The following is a 23,978-nucleotide window of genomic DNA, read 5'->3' as shown; positions in this document are numbered from 1 at the left end:
TGCGCGACAAGCCACGACGAACCCGCAGCCGACAACGCATCGCAGTTCCCCGGCCCCCCCAGCGGAGCGCTTACGCGTCCTTGAACTCCTGCCTCTGACGACCGAGCCCGTCGATCTCCAGCTCGACCACATCCCCGGCCCGCAGGAACGGCTTGGGCTCGGGCTCCCCCAGAGCCACGCCCGCAGGCGTACCCGTGTTGATGACGTCCCCGGGGTACAGGGTCATGAACTGGCTCACGTACCGCACGACCTCGGCCACGGGAAAGATCTGCTCGGCGGTCGTCCCGTCCTGCTTCAACTCCCCGTTCACCCACAACCGCAGCCCCAGCCGCTGCGGATCCGGCACCTCGTCGGCCGTCACCAGCCACGGCCCCAGCGGATTGAACGTCTCGCAGTTCTTGCCCTTGTCCCAGGTCCCGCCCCGCTCGATCTGGAACTCCCGCTCGGACACGTCGTGCGCCACCGCGTAGCCGGCGACGCACGCGAGCGCCGCTTCCCGGGACTCCGCATACCGGGCCGTACGCCCGATGACGACCGCCAGCTCGACCTCCCAGTCGGTCTTCACCGACCCGCGCGGGACCAGCACCGTGTCGTTCGGGCCGACCACGGTGTCCGCCGCCTTGAAGAAGATCACCGGCTCGGCGGGCGGCTCGGCGCCGGTCTCGCGGGCGTGGTCGTGGTAGTTGAGCCCGATGCACACGATCTTGCCGATGCGGGCCAGCGGCGGCCCGACCCGCAGTCCCACCTGGTCGAGCGCGGGCAGCTCCCCGGCGTCGGCGGCGGCACGCACCCGGCCGAGTGCGGCGTCGTCGGCGAGCAGCGCCCCGTCGATGTCCGGCACGACGCCGGACAGGTCCCGCAGCGTCCCCTCGGCGTCGAGCAGCGCGGGCCGCTCCGCCCCCGCCGTACCGACTCGCAGCAGCTTCATGATCACAGTCTCCCTAGATCGCGGGCACCCGCCCGATGCGTGCGGCCGGAGTGCGGCCGGGGCGCAGCCATCGGAGGTCTGGTCGGATCCTCCAAGCTCGGTGGTCAGTCCGCAAGGGCCGGTTCACGTACTGGACCGGTCCGGTAGAGCGCGGCCCGCTCGACGGCGCTCCACGTCGTACTGGTCACCACGTACAGCGCGGCGGCGAGCGGGACGACCGCCACGGTGATCAGGGTGAAGAAGGACATGAACGGCATGAACTTGCTGACCGCGCCGAGGCCGGGCATCTGCTCGGCGCCGTCGGCCATCGGCAGCGACCCGGCACCGCCGGCGGCCATCATCCGCTTCGTCCGCGTGTAGTTGAAGCAGGCGACGGCGGCGACGACCGCGAACAGCGCGAGGTACACGACTCCCGCCTCCCCGAGCACGCCCCCGCCGGACAGCGCGTCCGCCCAGCGGTCGCCGAGTGGGGCGGCGAACAGCTCGTGGGAGAGCAGCGCGTTGGCCTCACCGCCGATCGTCGAGTTGGAGAAGAGGTGGTAGAGCAGGAAGAACGCGGGCAGCTGGAACAGGCTGGGCAGGCAGCCCGCCACCGGCGACACCTTCTCCTGCGTGTGCAGTTCGAGGACCGCCTTCTGCAGTCGCTCGGGGTTCTTCGCGTGCTTCTTGCGCAGTTCGGCGATCCGCGGCCGCAGCGCGGCCTGGGCCCGCTGTCCGCGCGCGGCGGCCCGGGACAGCGGGTGCACGAGCAGTCGTACGAGCGCGGTGAACAGGACGATCGCGGCGGCGGCCGCAGAGGCGCCGAAGAGGGGTCGGAGTAGCTCGGCGAGCTGCTCGACGAGGTGGGCGAAGACGGACATGGGTGAGCCCTCCGGGGGTCTCGTCGTGCCGAAGTAAGGAATGGCGGCATGACGACCCGCGCGGGGTCACGAACTGCTTCGTGTTGCTTCTGAGGGAGTACGTGCCTACGCGGTGATCGCCGGAAGGGCGTGTCCGGGCGCCCGGGGCCGTATGCGCCCCTTGGCGTCGGGGTCGCGCTGGGGCAGGAACGCCGTACGGCGGGCTCGGTCGCGTATCGCCGTGCGCACGCGGGTGGGCGGCACGGCGGGGGCGCTGCGGGCGGCGAGGAGGGAGCAGACGACGAGCGCGGAGCCGACCGCGGCGGTCGCGGCGAGCGCGACGGTGGCGGTGAGGCTGCCGGTGTCGAGCAGCGCGGTCTGCAGGACCAGGAACAGCAGCACAGCGGCGGGGCGCAGCCTCGCCCGGTTCTGGATCATCGACGCCCCCCTCTCGTACACGCGTGCCCCCTGGTCGTACTCGGTTATACCGGAACCGAGCACGCCCGGCACCATCCACAACGCCCCGGACCGGCACGACGGTTCCCGCCCCGCCACATCAGTTCCCATGACACCCGTCAGCTCCTATGACACTCGTTATAGACCGGTGTACGCTCGCTCTATAACATGTGTCATAGGAGGCAGTAGTGACCGTCATCACCGTCAACGCCCCGAAGGGCCGCCTGAGCCAGGAACAGCGCCGCAAGCTGGCCGAGACCCTCACGGACGCGGTACTCGTGCCCGAGGTCGGCCAGTTGGCCCCGGCCGCCCGCATCGGGTTCCAGGTGCACTTCGTCGAGCGCGAGCCCGACATGATGGCGATCGGCGGCCGACTGCTGGCAGACGCCCCGCAGGACCTCGACGTCATGGTGATCGACGTGACGGTCATGGACGCCGACTGGCGCCAGGAGGTCCGCACCGAGGTCATCGAGCGCGCCCTGGCCGCGATGGCCGACGCCTGCGGTCTCACGGAACCCTCGCCCACCTGGTGGGTCAACTTCCGCGTCATCGACGAGGGCAGCTGGGGTTCGCGGGGCGGCGTCCAGTCCGTCCTCTCGCTCCTCGACAGCGGCGTGTTCACGGAGGAGAAGGCCAAGGCCATCCGCGCGGCACTGGATGCGTGAGTGCGGCACTGGATGCCTGAGAGCGACCTCGCCGCCTGAGAGCGACACTCGACGCCCGAGAGCGACTCGACACCCGAGAGCGACACTCGACGCCCGAGAGCGACTCGACACCCGAGAGCGGCACTCGACGCCTGAGCCACCAGCCGCCCGCGCCGACGCGCTCAGCTCTTGATCGCGCCGGTGATGAGCGCCTGGAGTTGCTCGGCGGTGTGGTCGAGCGGCTGCGTGCTGCGCTTGGCTCGGCACATGGCGACCGTGCCCTCGACGGCGGCGACGACGAGCGTCGCGAGCTGCGCCGCCTGCCCGTCCTCGACGCCGTGTTCCCGTAGCGAATCGGCGAGCAGGCTCTCCCACTGCTCGAAGACCTCGGCGGCGGCCGCCAGGGCGGGCGGCACCTCGTCCTTCGGGGGCTCCTCGATGGAGACGGCCAGGACGGGGCAGCCCGCGTGGAAGTCGCTCTCGACGACGATCTTCCGCCACAGGGCGAGGAAGGCGTGCAGCCCGGCGACGGGGCCCGCCTCGAGTTCCTTGCGCAGTCCGCGGGCCACCCACTCCCCGGTGAAACGGACCGCTTCCGTGGCCAACTGCTGCTTGCCCTCGGGGAAGTAGTGGTACGTAGAGCCCAGCGGCGCCTTGGCGTGCTTGGCCATCTCCCGGATGCTCGTGGCACTCAGCCCGCGCCGGCTGATCATGTCGGCCGCACCGGCCACGATCCGCTCACGCGACGGCGTACTGCTGTTGGGCACCTGCGCACTCCCCTTGTCCCATAACGACCGTCATATCCTAGCGTGACCTGTTCACGAAGCGGTACTTCAGGTGGGTGGCAAGGGGCGTGGCGACCACCCTGACCGGCTCGACGTTCCGCCGCTTGGCGCCCAGCCCCTCGAAGAGCCGCAGCCCCTCCCCGAGGAGCGCGGGCACCACGTGCAGTTGCAGCTCGTCGATGAGCCCCTCCCTGAGGTACTGCCGCACCGTGCTCGCCCCGCCCGCGATGTCGACGTCGCGGTCCCCGGCGGCGGCCTTCGCCTGGTCGAGAGCACTGTGGATGCCGTCGGTGACGAAGGCGAAGGTGGTGCCGCCCTCCTTGACCAGCGTCGGCCGGGGGCGGTGGGTGAGTACGAACACCGGGGTCCGGAACGGCGGGTTGTCGCCCCAGAACTCCTCGCCCGTGTCGTACATCATCCGCCCCATGACCACCGCCCCGGTGGCATCGAACCACTCTCGCATCAGCTCGGAGTCGCGGTTCTCCTCTCCGCCGGCCATGCCCTGGCGCTGCCGCCAGCTCGCCAGGTTGTGGATCCACTCGAAGAGCGGCTCGGCGCCGTCGCCTCCAGGGTTGTCGACGGAGACGTCGGTGCCGGCGATGTAGCCGTCGAGGGAGATGGCCAGGTCCGCGGTCACGGTCACGGTCACGATGGGGTGCTCCTGAAGTCCTGGGATGTGCTGCCTTCACCCTCACGTCGATCGGGAACCGGCGCATTCGACATCCCCCGCGACACGCGGCTCAACGTGGCCGCATCGAGGTGAGCTTGGCCCACACCACCAGGCGGTACGTGGAGGTGTACTCCGGGGTGCAGGTGGTGAGCGTGAGGTAGTAGCCGCGGTCGGTGTAGCCGTAGGCGGGGTGCGTGGTGCTTCTCGGCACGGGCGCGATGGTGGTGCCGTCCCGCGCGGAGGTGCGCGGGAGCGTCCGGTCGACGGCGTACGTGTAGACCGCGCCGCGCGTCTCGACCTCGACCGTGTCGCCCTTGCGCAGGCGGTTGACGTACCGGAAGGGCTCGCCGTGGGTGTTCCGGTGCCCGGCGACCGCGAAGTTGCCCGCCTGGCCGGGCTGTTGGGTGCCGGTGTAGTGGCCGACGTATCCCTTGTCGAGGACGCGACGCTTGCTGGTGCCCTCGGCGACGGGGACGCGGAGGTGAAGGCGGGGGATGGTGAGGATGGCGTAGGCGGAGGAGCTGTTGCGGGCGGCGGTGGCGCCGGTGCCCTTGCTGTTGCCGTCACCATCAGCGTCACCGTTGCCGTTGCCCTTGCCGTCGGACCGGAAGGTGTCGCCGATGGTGGGGTCGGGCGTGGGGGACGTACGCGCGCGCGTGCCCGCCTCGGTGGACGACGTACGGGAACGGTCGTCGTCGGCCCACTGCTTCTCCAGCGCCTCGACGGTCCGTCCGGCCCTCTCCCTGGCCTCGCGGTTGGTCCACCACAGCTGATGGGCGACGAACAGCAGGAGGACGACGCCGACCGTGACGAGCACCTCCGCCCCACTCCACAACACGCGCCGCCGCAGGGCGCGTCGCCGCCGGGTGCTGTGCCGTACGACGGGAATCCGCACGCGGACGCCTCCTTCACCGGGGCCGACCGCACGATAAGGGGAGGGCCGCGAGGTCTCCAGAGCCACGCGCGCGTGGGCCCCGCGTTCGCACCCCCGAACACCCCCTCCCTCACTTCTTCCATAGGTTTGAGAAAGGGATGTCAGAACTCTCGACAACCTCGCACGCCACACCCGATGCTTCGTGTCGACCTGGACGGGACGGACAGGCCACGACGCCGGTTGGACGGCCGGCCGTCGGTCGAATCATCGAAGCGGAGAAGCCATGATCCGACGCAGGACACTGCTGACGGCCACCGGCGGAGCGATCCTCGGGAGCGCGCTCGCGACGGGCACCGCGCGCGCGGACGCGACGATCGCCGTCAACCCCGGCACGGCGTACGGCACCTGGGAGGGCTGGGGCACCTCCCTGGCCTGGTGGGGCAACGTCTTCGGCAACCGCGACGACTTCGCCGACATCTTCTTCACCACGAAGTCCGTGTCGTACGGCGGCCGGACGCTCCCCGGCCTGGGCCTGAACATCGCCCGCTACAACCTGGGCGCGTGCAGCTCGAACAGCGTGGGCGGCCAGACCATGGTGGCCTCCCCCAACATCCCCGCCTTCAAGCAGATCGAGGGCTACTGGCAGGACTGGAACAACGAGGACCCGGCCTCCTCGGCCTGGGACTGGACGGCCGACGCGACCCAGCGCGCGATGCTGGTGAAGGCGACGCAGCGCGGCGCGACCAGCGAACTGTTCGCCAACTCCCCCATGTGGTGGATGTGCCAGAACCACAACCCGTCGGGTGCCTCGGGCGGCGGCAACAACCTCCAGACCTGGAACTACCGCCAGCACGCCTCCCACCTGGCCGCGGTCGCCCTGCGCGCCAAGAACAACTGGGGCGTGAACTTCGCGACGGTCGACCCCTTCAACGAGCCGAGCTCCAGCTGGTGGACGGCGACGGGCACCCAGGAGGGCTGCCACATGGACGCGTCGGTGCAGTCGGCCGTCCTGCCGTACATGAGAAGCGAGTTGGACAAGCGCGGCCTGACCGGCACCAAGATCTCGGCATCGGACGAGACGAGCTACGACCTGGCCCGTACGACGTGGAGCTCGTTCAGCTCGTCGACGAAGGCCCTGGTGAACCGGGTGAACGTGCACGGCTACCAGGGCTCCGGCGGCCGTAGGGACCTCCTCTACACGGACGTGGTCACGACGTCCGGCAAGGCCCTGTGGAACTCCGAGACCGGCGACAAGGACGGCACGGGCCTCACCATGGCCAGCAACCTCTGCTACGACTTCCGCTGGCTGCACCCCACGGCCTGGGTCTACTGGCAGGTCATGGACCCGAGCGCGGGCTGGGCAATGATCGCGTACGACCAGAACACGCTCCAGGCCGGTGCCGTACAGACGAAGTACTACGTCATGGCCCAGTTCAGCCGCCACATCCGCCCCGGCATGAAAATCCTCGACACGGGCGTGAGCTACGCGGCCGCCGGCTACGACGCCTCGGCCAAGCGCCTGGTGATCGTCGCCGTGAACACGTCGACCTCCGCCCAGACCCTCACCTTCGACCTCTCCCGCTTCTCCACGGTGACCGGCGGCTCGGGCGGCCTGGTCCCCCGCTGGAACACCCTCACCACGGGCGGCGGCGACCTCTACACCTCCCACTCGGACATCAAGCTGAGCGGGAAGAGCGTGGCGGTGCCGTTCGCGGCGCAGTCGGTGCAGACGTTGCAGGTGGATGGCGTGAGCGTGTAGGCGATCGTGTGAGGGACGGCACGGGACGGGGACGGGGGACGTGGGGTTGGCGGCGTATGCGCCGTAAGCCCCACGTCGACCTGCACGTATCTCGTCTCTGTTTCTCGTCTCCGTTCTCTTCTCTGTCAGTCGTGGGCAGTACGGTGTCCCCCATGCGCCCCGACACGCCTGCCGAAAACGTCGACCATCCCGCCGAAGCGGCACGCCTGGAGCGGACCGCCGGCCTGCACCCCGCGGACGCCGAGGCCCTGCTCCTGCGCGCCGCGGCCCACCTGGAACTGTCCGGCGACCGCCCCGCCGCGACCACGCTCTACGACCGCCTGCTCTCCTCTGATGCCGACCTGGAGAACCCCCACCTGGTCCGAGCCCTCAAGGCCTCGAACCTCTGGGAGTACGGCCACGAGGCGGAGGCCCGCGCGATCATCGAGGGCATCCGCGTAGCCGCACCCCGCGACCCGGCCCCCTGGGTGATCGTCGCGGAGGCGCTGGAAGCCCACGACGAGCTGGAGGCGGCAGCGGAAACGTTCACGGAGGGCGCGCAGCTGCTCATCCCTGAAGGAACGGAGCCCCCGTACGCCACCCACTCCCTGATCTTCGGCCGCCACCGCGTACGGCGCATGCTCGGCATCGGCCACGACGAGTGGGACATGCTGGCCGACACCCTCCACTCCTCCCCCATCTCCCTGGACGAACTCCACGACCCCAAGCGCGTGTGGTCCCTCGGCTCGGACAACCCCGCGGAGCTGGAGGCGGAGATCTCCCGCCTCCGTGCCGAGCTGGGGGCATACCGGGAAGCCCTGTCCCGCCCCTTCCCCGTGGCCGTGCTGCACTGGCCGGCGGATGAACTCTCGGAACTGGTGACCGCGTATCCCTCCCTCACCGCGGAGTACCCCACCCACGCGGACCACCTCGCGACGATAGAGGCGTCCCTGCGAGAGCTGGCGGCTTCCGGGACGCCGAATCTGGGCATCGTCACGGGGACAGTCCCGTCCTATGAGGCGTTCGCTGCTTCGGAGGGGACTTCGCCGGAGGACGTGACGCTGCTGCCGCAGTACGCGACGACGTTGGCGGCGCGGGGGCGGGCGGTGGCTTGGCCTCCGCAGCGGGGGGCGGAGTGTTGGTGTGGGACGGGGCGGGGTTATGAGGGGTGCCACGGGAGTACCGAGGCGTAGCACGGCCCATGCGCGGGGCGGGCGAAGGTGACCCAACCCTGGCTCACCTTCGCCCTGATCTTCGCGGTGCTGTGGTTCTGCTGGGGCTTCCGCATCACCCACCGCGCCCTCCGCGGCCGCCAAGGCCTTCGCCTCCTCGGCGTCCGCGGGGTACGCACCCAGGGTGAGGTCGTCCACGGCCCCCGCCGTGAGGGCACGACCGTCCGCCCCGCCCAGATCCGCTACCGGGCGAACCCGAACGACCAGACGTATCGCCGGGCACCCCTCAACGCGGACCGCGAGGAACTGTGGGTCGGCTACGAGGTGATCGTGCGGTACGACCCTGCGGACCCGCGGCGGATGGTGGTGGTCCGTACACAGGCGTCGTTCAGTCCTTATACGTACCTGGTGTGTGGGGTGGGGTTGTGCTTGTTCGGAGTGGGGTTGGGAGTGTGGGCCGTTATCTGACAGCGGCTGATGTGGCTGCCTTAAAACCGACGCCTTTCGCCACGCGACCTTCGATTGTCAGTAGTTGCTGTTAGAACTGATCCACAGTGATACGTGGAGTCCGGCAAGGTCACCACGAGGGATCAGGGGGGAGAACGGGCGTGGCGGAAGCGGGGGACCGCAGGCAGCCGGTCGCGGGCGTCTACGAGCAGCTCATCACTCAGGACCTGCACGATCAGATAGAGGGACTCGAAGCCTCAGGTTGGAAGGCCATCAACGCGGAGGTCAGTGCCGAGTCCTCACCGCACGTACTGGCCCGCCACATCGCCGAGGCCGTGGGACGGCACCTGAGTCAGCTGCCGCACAAGAAACAGGTGGCGGCAGCCAATCAGATCATGAGGTCACTGGCCGCCAGCGCTCCGGATGCGGACGCTGACGAGGCCCTAAGCGCCATCGCTGACGGCCCTCGACAGTTGCTCGCCCTTGCTGAGCAAGAGGCACCGGGCGTCTACGCGGTGCGCCCGCTCACGCCCCTCTCCGAAACGGCGCTGATCACCAACGCGCCAGACGATCCCAACCTGGGCGCCGAACTGCGCGCGGAGTTGGCCACGGCCGACCGTATCGATCTGCTGTGCGCATTCGTGAAGTGGCACGGCATAAGGGTGCTGGAGGACTCCCTGCGCTCGGCGAAGAAGCGAGGCGTCCCCATCCGGGTCATCACGACGACCTACATCGGAGCCACCGACCGCTACGCTCTGGACCGACTGGTCCGCGAATTCGGCGCCCAGGTAAAGGTCAACTACGAGATTCGGTCGACGCGACTCCACGCCAAAGCGTGGCTGTTCCGCCGCAACACCGGCTTCAACACGGCCTACGTGGGAAGCTCCAACCTGTCGAAGGCCGCGCTGCTCGACGGACTGGAGTGGAACGTACGGCTGTCCTCGATCGCCACCCCGAGGGTGCTCGACAAGTTCGAGGCGACGTTCGACTCGTACTGGGACGACGTAGCGTTCGAGCCGTACGATCCCGAGCACGACGGGAAGCGACTCGCCGAGGCTTTGGCTCGGGCCGGCGGAAAGAGCTCTGGTGACGGACAGAAGATCAATCTGTCGGGGCTGGAGGTACGCCCGTTCCCGCACCAGCGAGACATGTTGGAGCGTCTCCGTGTCGAGCGAGAGATCCGCGGCCACCACGAGAATCTCCTGGTCGCGGCGACCGGCACCGGCAAGACGGTCATGGCGGCCTTGGACTATCGCAGCATGCGCGACCGGCTCGGCGGAAAGCTTCCCCGGCTGCTGTTCGTGGCTCACCGCAAGGAAATTCTGAATCAGTCGCGGCGCACCTATCGGGAGGTGCTCGACGACGCCTCATTCGGTGAGATGCTATTCAACGGTCAGGAGCCAGATGCGTGGACGCATGTCTTCGCCAGCGTCCAATCCCTGAACCTTCAGCGCCTGGAGCAGCTCGATCCCAGCCACTTCGACGTCATTGTGATCGACGAGTTCCATCACGCTACGGCCAACACGTATCGCCGCGTTCTCGATCACTTCAAGCCGACCGAACTGCTCGGGCTCACCGCGACACCGGAACGGATGGACGGCCTCAATGTGCAGGACGAGTTCTTCGAGGGACGGATCGCCGCTGAGATGCGGCTGTGGGAGGCCCTGGAGAACGACCTACTGTGCCCCTTCCACTACTTCGGGATCCCCGACGGCACCGACCTGACCCAGCTCAACTGGCGAGCCGGTTCCTATGACCGAGACGAGCTCGGCAACCTCTTCACCGCTAGCCATGCTCGGGCTCGTATCGTCATCAAGCAGGTCAAGGACAAGATCCCTGACCCTGGCAGCATGCGGGCCTTGGGGTTCTGTGTGACAAAGGCTCATGCGCACTTCATGGCTGAGCAGTTCCTAGAGGTAGGTATCAAGGCCGCCGCGCTCGACAGCGACTCGTCGCCCGCTGAGCGTGCCCGGACGCTGGACGACCTCAAGCTCGGCAGGGTCCAGGTGATCTTCTCCGTGGACCTGTTCAATGAGGGCCTGGACATCCCCGACGTCGACACGCTGCTCCTCCTGCGCCCCACGAACAGCGCGACAGTCTTCCTCCAGCAACTGGGACGCGGACTCCGCCGTACGGCGAACAAGCCTGTGTTGACCGTGCTCGACTTCATCGGTCAGCACCGGGCTGAGTTCCGCTTCGAAGAGCAATTCCGCGCCCTGACGAACCTCTCTCGCAACCGTCTGGTCGACAACATCGAGCGCGACTTCCCGCAGCTCCCCTCCGGCTGCCAGATCATCTTGGAGGGCAAGTCGAAGAAGCTCGTTCTCGACAACATTCGTACGCAGATCAACGCCACGATCAACACGCTGGCAAAAGAGGTCAGGGACTACAGCACGCACCATCTGGCGGCTTACCTGCGTGAGAGCAGGCGGGAAATCAAGGAGCTGTACAAGAACGACAACTCCTGGACAAAGGTCCTGCGAAAGGCCAGGGTCCTCAAGGTAGCCGCTGTACGGGGCGAAGAGGAGCTCCTCAAGCGCGTCCACGCATTCCTGCATGTGGACGACCCCGAGCGAGCCCGCACATACTTCCGCCTCCTCGCGGACGACGCTCCCGACTATGACGCGCTCGCGCCGACGGAGCAGGCATACGCCCGGATGCTCTTCTTCAACCTGTGGGACAAGGCCGGCGGCTTCTCCACCTACCGAGAGGGACTCGAGTCGCTGCGGGAACAACGAACCGTCCGCAACGAATTGCAGCAAGTGCTGTCCTACGTCCTCGACCGAACCGACCACTTCCCCATCGCCGTGGAGGGCCAGCTCAGCCACCTCCCTTTGAAGATCCACAGTGCCTACAACCGATCCGAGGTCCTCGCAGCCCTCGGCGTAGCACGGCTGGGCGGCCAGATGCCCGGAATCTTCAGCCAAGGAGTGACCTGGGTCGAGGAGATCAAGACCGACGCGCTACTCATCACGTTGGAGAAGAACGAGCGGGACTTCTCCCCCAGCGTTCGCTACAAGGACTACGCGATCAGCCCCACAAGGTTCCACTGGGAGTCACAGGGCATGATCCCGGAGAACTCCCCGACAGGCTTGCGCTACCAACAGCACGCCGAGCAAGGCAGCCATGTCCTGCTCTTCCTGCGCCGCTACAAGCGCAACGGCATCGGCAAGTCCGAGCCCTGGATGTTCCTGGGCCCTGCCACGTTCGTGAAGCACACTGGCAGCAAGCCCATGGCCATCACGTGGGATCTGCACCACGAGCTTCCTGCCGATGTGTGGTCGTACGCGGCCGCGATCACTAGCGGATGAGGGGCTCAGGCAAGAGCTAAGCAGGCACGTCTGCTTCGGCCTCAAAGTGTGCCTGGGCCCTGTCGAGCATCTCGTCCACGTCACGGCCGTGCGCCTGAAGCCAGTGGAGGAGGTCAGCGATGATGTCGATCACTGCCTCCTCCGCATGGGCCAGGCTCAGCCGGTTCACGCCACCACTCACCTCACGCGACGTGGGTTCCGCCCTGTAGAGGTCCAACAAGCCCTCGGCTCTGCTCAAACTGGGGCCATCATGGGTCGGCGCAGACAAGGCCGGCTCCGGCGCCAACTCGCACCACGTCACTTTCCGGTCAGCACAGAGTTCTACGCCCCAGCGCGCGGCGGTGGCCTCGACGAGAGCCATCCCGCGGCCTCCTTCGCAGTCAACTCCCGCTTGAAGCAACGTAGGCAAGGCACGGGTGTCCGGATCATGAACTTCGATTCTCAAGTGAGAGCCGTTCATGGCGACGACGAGCGTGGTCGGAGTACCGGCGCCCACATGCGTGATGACGTTGGAGACCAGCTCAGTCACGCAGAGCTGAGCCGCCTCGACGAGGTCGGGCATGCCCCAGATCCCTAGGTGTAGGCGCATGACCCGGCGCAGAGCGGCCACTTCCTCGGCTTGCGCCACAAAAGGGAGGGTCCATGGCTTCCTTGGCCTGCCCGTGGCGTTGTACATCCCGTCAGTTCCTTCCCGTCGACGCCCAGTTGCACCGCGCAACGTGAGATGCACTGAGAGTTGCATTGAAACTCTCAAAATGGAACTCTCATAACCGAGCAGGAGGAGCACGGCAGTTGTGAACGCGCCCCGGCGCACACCACCTTGCCGTCGCCTCCGCCGCCCCGCACGATCTGACTGATCTAGAGGAAGGGCCTTGAATGGCAGTCGGACCCACCACTCGCAGGCGCCAGTTGGGCGCCGACCTCCGTCGCCTCCGCGAGGCGACGGGCCTCACCCTGGAAGAGGCGGGTGCCCTTGTGGGCATCTCCAAGGCAACACTGAGCCGCTACGAGACCAAGGAAGGCACCGTCAAGTGGCCGGCCGTAGATGCCCTGTGCCGCGAGTACGGCGCGTCAGACGAAGAGCGACTCGCGCTCGTCGAACTCGCCAAGGGGGCCAAGATCCAGGGTTGGTGGCGCTCACTCGCCGACCCCATCCCCGAGTCCATGAATCTCATGCTCACACTTGAGGACGAGGTCGTTCGCGAGGACCACTACGCGTGCATGTATATCCCTGGGCTCCTTCAGACGCGCGCCTACGCCGAGGCTGTGCACCGGGCCTCAGAGGTGCAGTGCTCGGAACGGGAAGTCCAGTACATGGTCGACATTCGCATGAAGCGGCAGGAACTGCTCGATCGAGACGAGCCACCCCATCTCTGGTGCGTCATTGACGAGGCAGCGCTTCGCCGCCGGGTGGGCGGCAGCGAGGTCATGCAGGAGCAGTTGCGTCATCTACTCACGGTGTCCCAACGCCCTCATGTGACGATCCAGGTGCTGCCGTTCTCCAAGGGGGCTCACGCAGCCGCGGTGGGCAGCTTCGCCGTCCTTCGAGGCCCAACCCGAGAGCTGGACGTGGTCTACGTAGACCTGATCGGCGGTGGACTCTTCATGGAGAAGCCACAAGAGCTGGACCGATATAGGTTGGCGTTCGAGTACCTCAGCGCTCAGGCACTCGACTTCGAGTCCTCAACGGAGATCGTCCACCGCATAAGCAAGGAGTTCTGATGGCAGCGCCCTCGACGCACCAGTGGTTCAAGTCCTCCTACAGCGGGGGCAGCGGGACAGAGTGCGTCGAGTGCGCGCGTACGAGGGACGAGGCCCTCGTACGCGACTCGAAGAACATCAGCGGCCCCGTGGTCATTGTCCAGGACCAGGCCTGGTACGCCTTCACACAAGCCCTACGAGACGGGCAGATGTTGCGACTTAGAAGGAACCTCAGTCACGAGCCCCCTAAGGCCGGCCGACTCCTCAACGTGATTCTCACGACTCCCGCTGCAGCCGTGCCGTAGTCACGTCGGACATCGCGCCCCCCATTGACCTTTTGCCGTGAGTTACTTGCCCTCCATCTGGATATCGAGATCGCGAAATCCGTCCAGCACCACGTTTACTGTCTTCAACTCGTTTTGCGGATCAGGCTTGACCTGCATCTTTGCTCCCTTATGAGCCGCATCACCGCGAGCCGTCGCCCAAGTCTCGGTGGCACTCAGCCACCCGGAGTCGATATCTGTCTCCTGCAGGCCTATCGGCAGAAGTAGCCGGAGAAGATTCTTCTCTTTTATTCCATGGTTCTGTTTTCGCGCATAGCGATGCATATCGGCTCGCGCAGCCTCTATCCGCGCCGCTAACGCAGGATATTTACTAGGCCTAGCAGCAGCCTCACTGAGAGATTCAGGGATAGCTGGAGCAGATTCCCTGTAGGCTACGACGGCCAGCAGGCTAATCGCAATTGAGCCGCTGACCTTCCATCCAGCAACCGCCTGATCTATAACATCGATGACGCGATCCTCGATAAACGACTCGAACTCTGCATGCGCTAGCACCCTGAAGGCACGAGTCTGCTCGTAGACGAGGTCCTCATAATCCCCCGTAGGATCAAAATCCTGCGGCAAGAAATTCTGCCGCAGTTCCCCGATCCGCCTCTCCAATTCCTCGAACCGTGAAGAAACCATCCGAACTCCTACGGAACAAGGCGATTGTCGCGCAATTCAGGTACGCGCAACTGCATCTCGATCGCTTCACCAAGGGCCTCACCCCAAAGGGACAGACGACGATGGGTAGCAAGCGGAGTCTTAGTGGTGGTCTGGATTGATTCAACAAAACGTTGATTAGTATCACAGAGACCGCGGAAAGCTGATTCGACGACAGACGTGCGCGAGAAGGCCTTAGCTCGAACGGATTCCTCGGAGAAATAGTAAGTCATCACATCGAAAACGGCACGATTAAAGCGCCCTTCATACTTACCACCGGCCCAGCGATAGAACGCATTATCCCCGAAAACCTTGAAGGTAGCCTCGATGGCCTTGTTACAGTTATCTCCAACCTGCTTGATGCGAACGTCCTCCTTTGCCCACTGGGCATTAAGGAGATTTACGGTGTCATCGAGGAACTTCTTAAGGTTCCCCGTATAATCATCCAGGGTGAACTGGAACCCAAAATATCGTAGCAACACTTCCACATCGCGCATTCGAAAGTCCGGCTTGTCAATGCGCAGAGCCGCTCGTAGCCATTCGCTCTCAGACGCGCAATCATCCAGGAAGTCAGTGAACGGGCCGGGGTGAAGGGCTTGCCGAAGTTCCTGAGGGGACAACTTCACGCTACCCGTGTTCAGCCGAAGAAATACGAGATTTAGAAAATCCTCGTTTGGCCAACGGCGCACAACAACAGTTCGAATGGTTTCGTTAAGAAGCGAGTTTAGATCGTCTACATAACTATCGTCCTCCTCCATCTTTCGAAGCGTAGCAAGTCGTAGATCTTCACGGACTTCAAGTCCCGTGAGTGAGAATCCCTTGAAGTCTTCTTCCTCTGCCGATGCCGCGAAGGACGAGCCCGCCGCGAACTGACGTAGAGCCAGCAGCCGCTGCTTTCCATCCAGCACAATGAACTTTCCGCGCCGATTCTTATCTTCCGCCAGAACAATCTGAGGGATTGGCAGCCCGAGGATCAACGATTCGATGAAACGACTCTTCCTGGGCTTATTCCACGCGTCTCGACGCTGAAATCGCGGATTAAGCTGAATGTTCCCTCGACGCAGCTGGCTAAGGATTGTTTCGGCGGTCCAGTCCGTGTCCGTAACGACGGCCCGAGTAACTTCCTCAGAGGTCACCGATGCGGCGGTGTCCTCTTCTTCGCCGTCCACGTCGTCCCAGTCGGGCAGGTCATCGTTCGCCACGCTACTCCGTACCTCTCACAGGGTGGTCCCAAGGGCCTCTCAAGCCTCTCCCAACTAACACAGTTTCGCAGACTAGTTGGCCCGTCGGTATGGCGGTCGGGATCTTTGCTCGGCGTAAGTGCGCTGTAGTCGCGAAGGGTGGGCTGTTGATCTGCCCATACCTGTCTGACGCGCAAGCCATGATCCGGCCTCATGAGTGGAGGTTCACTGTCGCCTGCCTGAGTGTTCTCGTTATGCGCAGGGTCTTAAGGTCAGCATCGGGATGGCAGCCACCGGGCCAGGAGACTCGCCGCCCCTCCTTCCGGGCATGTAGTGGGCCATGGATGAGGTACGCGTGGACATGGCCAGGCGGGTCGCGGAGGCTGAGCTCGCTGATGCGCTCCCCCGGCGGTGGGCGCACAGCCAGGGAGTCGCAGCAAAGGCGTCCGAGATTGGGCGGATCTTGGGGAAGGACGCTGATCTTTTGACCGCAGCTGCCACCCTGCATGACGTGGGCTACGCGCCCCGGTTGGCCGTGACGGGGTTCCACCCGCTCGACGGCGCTCGGTTCCTGCGCGATGCACATGGCGCTGACCAGAGGCTGGTGCGGTTGGTGGCCAACCACTCGTTTGCGTTGCTGGAGGCTGAGGAGCGTGGGCTGTGGGAGGAGCTGGCGGCGGAGTTCCCCTTGCTTGAGGAGCCTCTCCTGGTGGACGCGCTGGTCTACTGCGACATGACGACGACGCCCGACGGCAACCCGACCACCGCGCAGGAGCGGGTAGCCGAGATCGTCGGCCGCCACGGTGCCGACAGCATCGTCGGGCGGTTCATCCGTCGAGCGTCGCCGGAGATCTTCGCCGCCGTGGAGCGGGTGACGGCGGCGCTGGCGGCTCAGCCCAGGTAGGGGTAGGTGCCGGCGAGGTAGTCGCCGATCTGCTGGCGCATGCTGGGGTGGATGTCGTACTGGTCGAGGTCTGTGGGCTGGATGAAGCGGACCCCGTCGGCCTCGTCGTTGATGGTGGGCGCGCCGCCGATGGGGCGGCCGATGTAGGTGTTCTCGTACTGCTGGCGGATCTCGCCGTCGGTGTAGGCGACGATGTGGTTCGGGTTTGTGTACACACCGAGGAATCCGCTGATCTCGGCGATGATGCCGGTCTCTTCCCGGCATTCCCGGACCGCGCATTGGGCCGCCGTCTCGCCGATGTCCTGTGCGCCGCCGGGGAGGGCCCACTGGCCGGTGTCGCGGCGGCGCTGGAGGAGGATGGCGCCGTTGTCGTCGACGACGAGCAGGTTGCTGGCGGGGATGAGGGTGTTGGCCTTGGGCGCTTCGGGGTCGTTGTAGTACTCAGTCCTGCCCATGTGCGGCGGTCCCCTCCTGGTCGGGCGTCCAGGGCCGTGCAGTGGCCCAGACGGCTTCGAAGCTCTGAGCGTAGTTGTCGAACCACCCTGTGCCGACAGTCCTGTTGAGGTGGAACAGGGGGTTGGCGCTGGCCGGCTGGCCCCACACGTGGGGGTTGACCAGCAGGTTGTCGTCGTAGCGGAACATGGACGTGTAGAGCGTGGTGTCGTGCAGGCGCACTTGACACCCAGCCTCAGCCAGCAGGGGGCGGTAGTACGTCAGGGAGGCTCGGATCTTGGCGGCCAGGGTGTCGCCGATGCCCTCCTCTCGGCCCCGGACGACGACCGCCTGGCCCTCCGGGTCGCCGAAGCACATCCGTACTCGGACGCCGCCGGCGGCACGCTCGGCGAGCATCTTGGCAACATGAGGGTTGGACTGGGCGAAGAAGGTGCCGGAAAAGACCAGGACGCTGATCTCCTCCCTGGCCTCCCGCAGCAAAGAGAGCCACATGTCCCGCGGGACACTCGCGCGGTCCTGGTAGGTGCCCACAAGCTCGCTGCCTAACCCGTCACCGTATCGCCCGCCCCGCCGCGGCGGGGCGGGCCAGAGGAAGGTGTCCTCGACCCTGAGGTGGCGGGCGACCCTGAAACGATGCCGTGGGTGGGGAACGCGCCCGCCGAGCCAGCGACTTACAGTCTTGGGGTCCACCTCGCAGACTTCCGCGAGCGATTCGGGTGAGACGCCACGCTGGGCGAGCACGGAGTGCAGTCGCTCGTTCACAGAGGCCATCGAAGCGGCGATCGGCCTGATCACGCAAGGACGTTGTGGGACGTTCTTGCGGGACCCCTGGCGCATCAAGTACCTACCCTGGCGGCATGGAGCTCATCGTCCTGTGGGACATCGACCACACCCTCATCGAGAACGCGGGGGTGAGCAAGGAGATCTACACAGCCGCTTTCTCGGCACTCGCGGGACGCCGACCGACCGGGCCGGCGCGGACAGAGGGGCGCACGGATCGCCTGATCATGCGCGACATGTTCCTTCGAGACCGTCTGCCCGAGCCGGACTGGCCCACTGTCGAGACCGCCCTTGCCCACGCGGGAGAGCAGCGCCTCATCGATCTCCGGGTACGGGGGACCGCTCTTCCAGGCGTACGCGAGGCCCTCAAGGCGGCCTCGGCACACGACGACTGGGTGTCGTCCGTCCTGACCGGCAACATCACGGCCAACGCCCGCGTGAAGCTGTCCGCCTTCGGTCTGGATCCCCTGCTGGACCTCTCCGCAGGGGCGTACGGCGCGGACGCAGAGCTTCGTCCTGACCTTGTGGCCGTCGCACGGGAGCGCGCAGGCCGGCTCCACAATGTGCCAGCCGATGTGCCCGTGGTGCTGGTTGGGGACACACCGCGAGACGTCGAGGCCGCCCTCGTCACAGACTCCGAGATCATCGCGGTCGCCTCGGGCATCCACAGCGCCGAAGAGCTGACCGCCGCCGGCGCGTCCGTGGTGCTGCCCGATCTGTCCGACACCGCTCAGCTTCTCGGGATCCTGGAGACCTTCGCGGCGCACGGAAAACGTCCCAGGACGTCCACGAGCTGTCCCTGGACGCGGTGACGCCGTCCCTGGCGGCTCGGCCACGATCAGGGCTCTCATCAGGCAACCAGCCAAGGAGCCCACGTGATCGGCGAAGTCACCGGGATCCGGAAGATCCGGATGCTGTACCTCCAGCTGCTGTACCGCTGCAACTTCGAGTGCCTGCACTGCTTCCACGGCAAGAGGCTTCAGCACGCCGACGCCTTCAGCGCGGAGCAGGCCGTCAGCCTCCTCACCCTGATGCGCGAGCAGTACGGCACCGAGGCCGTCACTCTGCTCGGCGGGGAGCCGTTCGTCTACCGGGACCTCGCCCAGGTCGTCCGGTACGCCAAGGAGGAGCTGGGGCAGCGCGTCGAGATCTGTACCAACGGGTACCGCATCGAGCGCCGCCTGACCGAAATCGCTCCCCACCTGGACCTGTTGCGAGTCTCGCTGGAAGGCGTCGGCTCGACCAACGACCGCATCCGCAGGTTCGGCAGCTACCAGGCGGCGCTCAGCGCACTCGATCTCGCGCGAGAACTCGGCGTGACGACGGGCGCGACCATGACCGTGACGTCGCGGAACATCGACGAGGTGCTGCCGCTGGCCCGCATCCTGCAGACGTTCGGGGTCCAGCAGCTGAAGCTGCACCACCTACGGGCGGTCGGCAACGCCGCAGACCACCCGGAACTGCTGGTCACCGACCCGGCCGCCTACAGCAGGCTCCGCGAGGAACTCCGGACAGCCGAACTGTCCATCGAGGTCGTCGTCGACGAAGACCTGTCCGAGCACGGTGCCCCGGAGATCTGCGCGCCGGCCGCCGGCCCGGGCGAGATCGAGCGGATCGAGGCAGACCCGCGCGGCGCGCTCACCATGTCCTGCAATGCTGTCGGCAAGGACTCGCACGCCTTCTGGTACGAGAAGTCGGCCAACCGCATCGTCCACCGGCCCTCCGCCACGGACGAACTCACGCTCGGGGTACCGGCCGTGGTGTACGCCCGTGCCTGACCACCCGCTGTTCGAGAGCCTCGAAGGCTTACGGGGCACCGGCAAGTCGACCATCGCGCCGATGCTGGCCAAGGCACGTCAAGCCGTTCTCGTATCCACCGTGCCAGCCGTCTACCAGCCCTTGAGGCATGAGGTCGACAAGCGGGCGAATGTCGAGGCACGGATGTGTTTCTACCTCTCCGCACTGTTCACCGCGGCCGACGAGATACGGCGCCACTTGGCGGCCGGCGTCCCCGTAGTCGTGGAGAGCTACTTCGCCCGATGCCTGGCCAACCACCGCGCCCTCGGCGCCGGCCTCGGCATCACGTTGCCGCCCGGCCTGCCCCAGCCCGTCACTTACCACCTTGTCTGCGCCGAGGACGAGCGCCGACGCCGCCTCTCGTCGCGGGACAAGCCGGTCTCCCGCTGGGACGTCCTCGTCGAGACCGTCTCGGAACGGGTGACGGAGGCCTACGCCCCGTTCCCGATGCACCGCGTGGACACCACGGACCTCAGCCCCGACGAGGTCCTCCAGGCGGTCCTCGCCACCGACACGCAAGGAGCACTCCCGTGCAGACACAGAGCCTGTGGGAGCACACCCTCACCTTCTTCCCCCAGTTCCTCGCCGCCCTGAGGGAGCGGGTCGCCCCTGACGCCACCGTCGCGGTGGTCGGCGCGAGCGACGGCAGGTTCGTCCTGCCGCTCGCCGCCGCCGGGTACCGCGTCATCGCCATCGAACGCGACGCGCTCGCCCTGCACGGTGGCGAGGTCAGTCTCCCGGGTGACACGCGAGCCCACGCGATGGGCCTGATCGACAGGCTCAAACTCGACGAGCTCTACAACCAAGTGCACGTTGTGGAGGAGGACTTCCTGCAGAGCGCGCCGCCGGCCGCCCCGTGCGACGCGATCTGGACGAGCTGCTCGTGGCACTACAGTGCCAACCACCACCGCCCGCTCGCCGAGTTCGTCGATCGCATGCAGCGCCTGGTCCGCCCGGGCGGGCTGTTCGGCGCGGAGTTCATGATGCCCGTCGAGAAGCGCCACCACCTGGTCGAGCACTACACGTCCCCCGAGCGCCTGCGACACCAGTTCATCGGCGACTGGGACGTGCTGCTCACGCTGCGCACGAACGAGTTCATCGAGCGGGCGCACATCGGCCGACCTCATGACCACACCCACCGCATGGGCCTGTTCCTCGCGGCCCGAACGCCCGCCCCTCACCACCGATACGGAAAGAAGGACTCATGAAGCACGAGTACGAGGCGAAGTTCCTGGCCATCGACGTCGCCGACCTTCAGAACAAGCTCACTGCCCTCGGTGCCGTCCAGGCGTTCCCGCGCACCCTCCTCACCCGGAAGATCTTCGACAACGACGCCCTCGACGGCGGCGCGTGGCTTCGCCTGCGGGACGAGGGCACCCGGTCGACGCTCACGCTCAAGCAGGTCACCGACGCCACCACGATCGACGGCACGACCGAGATCGAGACCGAGGTCACCGACCTGCACGCCACGGCCGACATCCTCCGCCGGCTCGGACTCACCGAGGTCCGCTACCAGGAGAACTACCGAGAGGAGTGGCGCCTGGGTGAGGTCGCCTTCGACTTCGACACCTGGCCCGACCTCCCCACCTTCGTCGAGATCGAAGGTCCCGACGAGGCATCCGTGCGACAGGCCGCCGCTCTCCTCGAACTTGACTACTCCGAGGCCCGGTTCGGCAGCGTCGATGAGATCTACAAGAGCGAGGCCGGCCGTGACATCCTCGCCGAGCCCACCCTCCTCTTCGCCGACGCCGAGAAGCAGGAGACTTCCTCCGCGACGGTCCGAGGCAATTGATCCTCAAGGCGGACAAGCGATGCTCACATAACTCGCCTCACCGCACAGGGTGATCCGAGGGGTGGCCCGATTCGCTCCCAGCAGGCTGCCCGCGCCGGCAGCCAGGGACGATCACCGACCCCGCCGAACTCGCCCTCCACGACAAGGCATTCGAGGCCATCAGCAGCGCCGCCTGCTACGGGGACGACGCAAAGGACCTGATCTCGACAGCATTGGATCACTGGAGTGGCAATTGATCCTGGTCGGCAGGCCCGTGGTGTTGGCTCTACGCGTACGGCCGTTCACCTGCTCAGTTACGGAGTGCTCGCGGCGGACGTTCGAGGAACACCTTGCGGGGCCGGCGGTCCCGCGCAAGGAACGTCACTCGCCGGCGCGTTCGTCGGCAGCCGCGTGGTCCTCGTGCTCGTGTGCGGATCCCCGCCTGAGCCGGATCGAGACCACCGACGCCCCTGTGGCCTGTCCGCCGCCGGCGTGGCCGGTCCGCCCGTGCAGCACCAGCGTCCCGGTCACCGCCCCCGCCAGCATGCCCAGCGCCAGGAGCGCCGGGACCATGGCGACGAGAGGGCCCACCGCGAGGCAGGCCACCCCGCCCGTGAGCAGGACCGGGGAGCGGTGGCCCGCGGTGCGCAGGAGGATCGCTGCGCAGGCCAGGAGGAACAGGCCCACTCCGCCCGCCGGAGCCCAGGCCGTCAGGCCGTGCAGGGGCTCGGCCAGGTCGTAGTGGTCCGTGTCGGCGACCTGATGGAGGGTCTTCTTCATACCGAGGGCCGTGATGACCACTCCGGCCACGAGCGGAAGGTGCAGGAAGGTGTAGGTGTCGCGGGCGAACACCGTGCGGTCGTCGCCGGTCAGCTCCGCCAGACGGTGCTCGGCGGCCGCGCTCACCTCGCGGAAGTACAGGCGCCAGAGACCCGCCGAGACGAGCAGGCCCGCGGCGGCGGCGGCCACCACCGGGGCGCTCACCGCGAAGCCCGTCACGCCCACGCCGATCGCGACGATCGACTCGCCCAGGGCGATGATGACGATCAGGCCGTGGCGTTCGGCGAAGTGGCCGGGGGACAAGACGCGCCAGCCCGTCCTGCCCGTGACGTAGATACTCAGGTAGTCGATCGCGACCGCGGTCAGCCAGATCAGAATCTGCGGTGCGCCCTCGAAGGCCGCGCCCAGCAGGAGCAGGGCGAACGGCGGGGCCACCGAGAGCAGGGCCGTGCGGCGCAGGGTCGTGCGCAGGGCGTCGTCGCCGGGGCTGGAGATCCAGTACGTCGCCAGGTGCAGGACGCGGACCGCGCCGTAGCAGAAGACGAAGAGGAGGGGTGCCGGGAGGCCGCCGGGTACGTCGTCGTAGACCTCCGGGACCGTGAGGGAGACGACCAGGACGACCGCCATCACCGACACCAGCACCGTGAACATCGCGCCGGAGTCGGCCCGGACGACGTTGCCGAGCCAGGCGAAGCAGCACCAGCACCACCACAGCAGCGCGAGCACGACCATCCCGCCGAGCAGCCGCAGCGCGGTCGGATTGCCCGCCATCAACGCGGTGACCTGCGTGATCGCGTACACGAAGACGAGGTCGAAGAACAGTTCAGCGGGCGTGACGCGGTGCCCGTCCTCCGTCGCGACCAGCCGGTTGCGTTCACCTCGTGTCGCCACAACTCCCCCTTCGTAGCAGGCACTTCGCCCCGTCGCCCCCGCGACGAACAATACCCACGAAGGCGGAGTCGGGAGATCCCGGTCAACCCGCCATGGCCGCCGCCGGCCACGGCACTGAGCAGCCTCCCTCAATGTCTGCGGCCGTTCGGCAGCCGCCTCGTGCGTACCGGCATCGCGGTCGGCCGCTGATCCGAACGGCCTGGGGCGACGTAGCTGACTCACCTCGCCGGCGGTAGTGCTTCTCCGTGGGAGGGCGTCCCCTCAGTCCGGCCGAACCGAACCCACCCGGCGGAGACGGCTGACCCGAATCACCAAGGTCCTGCCGGCTCTGCCGAGTGGGCCACACGTCAGCGCACCCCTTGATCTGTGCGGAGATCAGGCGGTGACTCCTGCGCCGGAGTCAGCGGGGCTGCCGTCCACACCGTCCGTCGTGGGCCGGTTTACGTCCGGCCCCGCATCGCGGTCGTCTCAGACGGTGAACAGGTAGACCGGCACGTCGCTGCCCGCGCCGTTGAAGTCGAAGTACCTGATGTGGGTCGGGTTGTCGGTGTCCGCCGGGCAGGCCTTGGCGCTCCACTGCGTGCCGCCCGAGTACATGGCCTTCACCTGGGCGCACTTCCCGTCGGCCCTGGTGTCCTTCACCCACCCGGCGATGCGCATCTTGCCGGCGGAACAGCTGGTGGACCAGCTGGCCTGTCCCCCGGACACATTCGCGTTGACCGTCTTGTTGCACGTGACGGCACTGGCCGGAGTGCCCAGGCCGACCGTGACCAAGCCGGCCGTGGCCACGGTGAGGGCGGCGCCGACGGCGATCTTCTTCTTGCCGTTCTTGATCATGTTCATGCGTGTGCTCTCCTTAGCTCCTTGAAGGCC

Annotated in this window: 26 protein-coding genes; 13 read left to right on the top strand and 13 right to left on the bottom strand. The window is 66.8% G+C overall.

Annotated features, from left to right (window positions below; genetic code table 11):
- Positions 1 to 70: 70 nt before the first annotated feature.
- The 3 genes from ACFYWX_RS22505 to ACFYWX_RS22495 form a co-directional block, all read right to left on the bottom strand.
- Positions 71 to 928, bottom strand: a complete 858-nt coding sequence (locus ACFYWX_RS22505) for a fumarylacetoacetate hydrolase family protein (protein WP_389425833.1) — start codon at positions 926 to 928, stop codon at positions 71 to 73.
- A gap of 104 nt (positions 929 to 1,032) precedes the next feature.
- Positions 1,033 to 1,788, bottom strand: a complete 756-nt coding sequence (locus ACFYWX_RS22500) for a YidC/Oxa1 family membrane protein insertase (protein ID WP_389425832.1) — start codon at positions 1,786 to 1,788, stop codon at positions 1,033 to 1,035.
- Positions 1,789 to 1,893: 105 nt separating this feature from the next.
- The gene (locus ACFYWX_RS22495; protein ID WP_389425894.1) at positions 1,894 to 2,205 is read right to left on the bottom strand and encodes a DUF6412 domain-containing protein; all 312 of its coding nucleotides are present in this window, start codon (positions 2,203 to 2,205) and stop codon (positions 1,894 to 1,896) included.
- Between the two features lie 206 nt (positions 2,206 to 2,411).
- Here ACFYWX_RS22495 and ACFYWX_RS22490 point away from each other — a divergent pair, with 206 nt between their 5' ends.
- Positions 2,412 to 2,888, top strand: a complete 477-nt coding sequence (locus ACFYWX_RS22490; protein ID WP_389425831.1) for a 4-oxalocrotonate tautomerase family protein — start codon at positions 2,412 to 2,414, stop codon at positions 2,886 to 2,888.
- Positions 2,889 to 3,049: 161 nt separating this feature from the next.
- Here ACFYWX_RS22490 and ACFYWX_RS22485 read toward each other — a convergent pair whose 3' ends face one another.
- The 3 genes from ACFYWX_RS22485 to ACFYWX_RS22475 all read right to left on the bottom strand — a co-directional run bounded on the left by ACFYWX_RS22485 (position 3,050) and on the right by ACFYWX_RS22475 (position 5,217).
- Complete coding sequence (locus tag ACFYWX_RS22485) at positions 3,050 to 3,634, bottom strand: TetR/AcrR family transcriptional regulator (protein WP_389425830.1); 585 nt, start codon at positions 3,632 to 3,634, stop codon at positions 3,050 to 3,052.
- 37 nt (positions 3,635 to 3,671) lie between these two features.
- Positions 3,672 to 4,295 carry a dihydrofolate reductase family protein gene (locus ACFYWX_RS22480; RefSeq protein WP_389425893.1) on the bottom strand — a complete coding sequence of 208 codons (624 nt, stop codon included), beginning with the start codon at positions 4,293 to 4,295 and terminating at the stop codon, positions 3,672 to 3,674.
- Positions 4,296 to 4,392: 97 nt separating this feature from the next.
- Positions 4,393 to 5,217: a class E sortase gene (locus ACFYWX_RS22475; protein WP_389425829.1), complete on the bottom strand. Its 825-nt coding sequence runs from the start codon at positions 5,215 to 5,217 to the stop codon at positions 4,393 to 4,395.
- A gap of 262 nt (positions 5,218 to 5,479) precedes the next feature.
- On the opposite strand from ACFYWX_RS22475, the gene ACFYWX_RS22470 reads away from it, so the two are divergent.
- The 4 genes from ACFYWX_RS22470 (at position 5,480) to ACFYWX_RS22455 (ending at position 11,864) form a co-directional block, all read left to right on the top strand.
- On the top strand, positions 5,480 to 6,955 hold the full coding sequence (locus ACFYWX_RS22470; protein ID WP_389425828.1) for a glycoside hydrolase: 1,476 nt from the start codon (positions 5,480 to 5,482) through the stop codon (positions 6,953 to 6,955).
- Between the two features lie 152 nt (positions 6,956 to 7,107).
- Entirely contained in the window at positions 7,108 to 8,127 is a 1,020-nt protein-coding gene (locus tag ACFYWX_RS22465) for a hypothetical protein (protein WP_389425827.1), read from the top strand.
- A gap of 27 nt (positions 8,128 to 8,154) precedes the next feature.
- Positions 8,155 to 8,574 (top strand): DUF3592 domain-containing protein, encoded by a 420-nt coding sequence (locus tag ACFYWX_RS22460; protein ID WP_389425826.1) that lies wholly within the window; start codon positions 8,155 to 8,157, stop codon positions 8,572 to 8,574.
- A 140-nt stretch (positions 8,575 to 8,714) separates the two neighbouring features.
- Positions 8,715 to 11,864, top strand: a complete 3,150-nt coding sequence (locus tag ACFYWX_RS22455; RefSeq protein ID WP_389425825.1) for a DUF3427 domain-containing protein — start codon at positions 8,715 to 8,717, stop codon at positions 11,862 to 11,864.
- 16 nt (positions 11,865 to 11,880) lie between these two features.
- On the opposite strand, the gene ACFYWX_RS22450 is transcribed toward ACFYWX_RS22455, so the two are convergent.
- On the bottom strand, positions 11,881 to 12,540 hold the full coding sequence (locus ACFYWX_RS22450) for an ATP-binding protein (RefSeq protein WP_389425824.1): 660 nt from the start codon (positions 12,538 to 12,540) through the stop codon (positions 11,881 to 11,883).
- 200 nt (positions 12,541 to 12,740) lie between these two features.
- Between ACFYWX_RS22450 and ACFYWX_RS22445 the strand changes: the two genes are divergently transcribed.
- Positions 12,741 to 13,586: a helix-turn-helix domain-containing protein gene (locus ACFYWX_RS22445; RefSeq protein ID WP_389425823.1), complete on the top strand. Its 846-nt coding sequence runs from the start codon at positions 12,741 to 12,743 to the stop codon at positions 13,584 to 13,586.
- The gene (locus ACFYWX_RS22440; RefSeq protein WP_389425822.1) at positions 13,586 to 13,870 is read left to right on the top strand and encodes a DUF397 domain-containing protein; all 285 of its coding nucleotides are present in this window, start codon (positions 13,586 to 13,588) and stop codon (positions 13,868 to 13,870) included. Before ACFYWX_RS22445 ends, ACFYWX_RS22440 begins: the two co-directional genes overlap by 1 nt.
- Before the next feature lie 42 nt (positions 13,871 to 13,912).
- Here the strand turns inward: ACFYWX_RS22440 and ACFYWX_RS22435 are convergent, their stop codons facing one another.
- Both ACFYWX_RS22435 and ACFYWX_RS22430 read right to left on the bottom strand, forming a co-directional pair.
- Positions 13,913 to 14,530, bottom strand: coding sequence for a HEPN domain-containing protein (locus ACFYWX_RS22435; protein ID WP_389425821.1), 618 nt, complete (start codon positions 14,528 to 14,530; stop codon positions 13,913 to 13,915).
- A gap of 8 nt (positions 14,531 to 14,538) precedes the next feature.
- Entirely contained in the window at positions 14,539 to 15,750 is a 1,212-nt protein-coding gene (locus tag ACFYWX_RS22430; protein WP_389425820.1) for a DUF262 domain-containing protein, read from the bottom strand.
- Between the two features lie 319 nt (positions 15,751 to 16,069).
- Here ACFYWX_RS22430 and ACFYWX_RS22425 point away from each other — a divergent pair, with 319 nt between their 5' ends.
- The gene (locus ACFYWX_RS22425; RefSeq protein ID WP_389425819.1) at positions 16,070 to 16,633 is read left to right on the top strand and encodes an HD domain-containing protein; all 564 of its coding nucleotides are present in this window, start codon (positions 16,070 to 16,072) and stop codon (positions 16,631 to 16,633) included.
- On the opposite strand, the gene ACFYWX_RS22420 is transcribed toward ACFYWX_RS22425, so the two are convergent.
- Both ACFYWX_RS22420 and ACFYWX_RS22415 read right to left on the bottom strand, forming a co-directional pair.
- Positions 16,621 to 17,088, bottom strand: coding sequence for an NUDIX hydrolase (locus tag ACFYWX_RS22420; protein WP_389425818.1), 468 nt, complete (start codon positions 17,086 to 17,088; stop codon positions 16,621 to 16,623). The two genes, ACFYWX_RS22425 and ACFYWX_RS22420, sit on opposite strands and share 13 nt — an antisense overlap.
- Positions 17,075 to 17,848 carry an XRE family transcriptional regulator gene (locus tag ACFYWX_RS22415; RefSeq protein WP_389425817.1) on the bottom strand — a complete coding sequence of 258 codons (774 nt, stop codon included), beginning with the start codon at positions 17,846 to 17,848 and terminating at the stop codon, positions 17,075 to 17,077. Before ACFYWX_RS22415 ends, ACFYWX_RS22420 begins: the two co-directional genes overlap by 14 nt.
- A gap of 95 nt (positions 17,849 to 17,943) precedes the next feature.
- Between ACFYWX_RS22415 and ACFYWX_RS22410 the strand changes: the two genes are divergently transcribed.
- From ACFYWX_RS22410 to ACFYWX_RS22390, 5 genes are all read left to right on the top strand, one after another.
- Entirely contained in the window at positions 17,944 to 18,678 is a 735-nt protein-coding gene (locus ACFYWX_RS22410) for an HAD family hydrolase (protein ID WP_389425816.1), read from the top strand.
- A gap of 63 nt (positions 18,679 to 18,741) precedes the next feature.
- Positions 18,742 to 19,644, top strand: a complete 903-nt coding sequence (locus ACFYWX_RS22405; protein WP_389425815.1) for a radical SAM protein — start codon at positions 18,742 to 18,744, stop codon at positions 19,642 to 19,644.
- The gene (locus ACFYWX_RS22400; RefSeq protein ID WP_389425814.1) at positions 19,637 to 20,257 is read left to right on the top strand and encodes a hypothetical protein; all 621 of its coding nucleotides are present in this window, start codon (positions 19,637 to 19,639) and stop codon (positions 20,255 to 20,257) included. Before ACFYWX_RS22405 ends, ACFYWX_RS22400 begins: the two co-directional genes overlap by 8 nt.
- Entirely contained in the window at positions 20,194 to 20,871 is a 678-nt protein-coding gene (locus ACFYWX_RS22395) for a class I SAM-dependent methyltransferase (protein WP_389425813.1), read from the top strand. The genes ACFYWX_RS22400 and ACFYWX_RS22395 overlap by 64 nt, the downstream gene beginning before the upstream one ends.
- Positions 20,868 to 21,455, top strand: coding sequence for a class IV adenylate cyclase (locus tag ACFYWX_RS22390; RefSeq protein ID WP_389425812.1), 588 nt, complete (start codon positions 20,868 to 20,870; stop codon positions 21,453 to 21,455). The genes ACFYWX_RS22395 and ACFYWX_RS22390 overlap by 4 nt, the downstream gene beginning before the upstream one ends.
- Before the next feature lie 360 nt (positions 21,456 to 21,815).
- Here ACFYWX_RS22390 and ACFYWX_RS22385 read toward each other — a convergent pair whose 3' ends face one another.
- Together ACFYWX_RS22385 and ACFYWX_RS22380 are read right to left on the bottom strand one after the other, a co-directional pair.
- Entirely contained in the window at positions 21,816 to 23,105 is a 1,290-nt protein-coding gene (locus ACFYWX_RS22385; protein ID WP_389425811.1) for a low temperature requirement protein A, read from the bottom strand.
- 468 nt (positions 23,106 to 23,573) lie between these two features.
- Positions 23,574 to 23,948 (bottom strand): hypothetical protein, encoded by a 375-nt coding sequence (locus tag ACFYWX_RS22380; RefSeq protein ID WP_389425810.1) that lies wholly within the window; start codon positions 23,946 to 23,948, stop codon positions 23,574 to 23,576.
- Between the last annotated feature and the right edge of the window lie 30 nt (positions 23,949 to 23,978).

The sequence above is a fragment of the Streptomyces sp. NPDC002888 genome, assembly GCF_042888465.1.
Lineage (GTDB): Bacteria > Actinomycetota > Actinomycetes > Streptomycetales > Streptomycetaceae > Streptomyces.
Note: the sequence above shows the minus strand (reverse complement) of the source record. Positions and strands in the feature narration are given on the sequence as shown.

Excerpts from the sequence above, each read along its gene's own strand:
- ACFYWX_RS22470 (WP_389425828.1), top strand. The coding sequence starts at position 5,480 with ATGATCCGACGCAGGACACTGCTGACGGCCACCGGCGGAGCGATCCTC.
- ACFYWX_RS22505 (WP_389425833.1), bottom strand. The coding sequence starts at position 928 with ATGAAGCTGCTGCGAGTCGGTACGGCGGGGGCGGAGCGGCCCGCGCTG.
- ACFYWX_RS22465 (WP_389425827.1), top strand. The coding sequence starts at position 7,108 with ATGCGCCCCGACACGCCTGCCGAAAACGTCGACCATCCCGCCGAAGCG.
- ACFYWX_RS22425 (WP_389425819.1), top strand. The coding sequence starts at position 16,070 with ATGGATGAGGTACGCGTGGACATGGCCAGGCGGGTCGCGGAGGCTGAG.
- ACFYWX_RS22500 (WP_389425832.1), bottom strand. The coding sequence starts at position 1,788 with ATGTCCGTCTTCGCCCACCTCGTCGAGCAGCTCGCCGAGCTACTCCGA.
- ACFYWX_RS22445 (WP_389425823.1), top strand. The coding sequence starts at position 12,741 with ATGGCAGTCGGACCCACCACTCGCAGGCGCCAGTTGGGCGCCGACCTC.
- ACFYWX_RS22380 (WP_389425810.1), bottom strand. The coding sequence starts at position 23,948 with ATGAACATGATCAAGAACGGCAAGAAGAAGATCGCCGTCGGCGCCGCC.
- ACFYWX_RS22410 (WP_389425816.1), top strand. The coding sequence starts at position 17,944 with ATGGAGCTCATCGTCCTGTGGGACATCGACCACACCCTCATCGAGAAC.
- ACFYWX_RS22440 (WP_389425822.1), top strand. The coding sequence starts at position 13,586 with ATGGCAGCGCCCTCGACGCACCAGTGGTTCAAGTCCTCCTACAGCGGG.
- ACFYWX_RS22420 (WP_389425818.1), bottom strand. The coding sequence starts at position 17,088 with ATGGGCAGGACTGAGTACTACAACGACCCCGAAGCGCCCAAGGCCAAC.
- ACFYWX_RS22390 (WP_389425812.1), top strand. The coding sequence starts at position 20,868 with ATGAAGCACGAGTACGAGGCGAAGTTCCTGGCCATCGACGTCGCCGAC.
- ACFYWX_RS22495 (WP_389425894.1), bottom strand. The coding sequence starts at position 2,205 with ATGATCCAGAACCGGGCGAGGCTGCGCCCCGCCGCTGTGCTGCTGTTC.
- ACFYWX_RS22435 (WP_389425821.1), bottom strand. The coding sequence starts at position 14,530 with ATGGTTTCTTCACGGTTCGAGGAATTGGAGAGGCGGATCGGGGAACTG.
- ACFYWX_RS22450 (WP_389425824.1), bottom strand. The coding sequence starts at position 12,540 with ATGTACAACGCCACGGGCAGGCCAAGGAAGCCATGGACCCTCCCTTTT.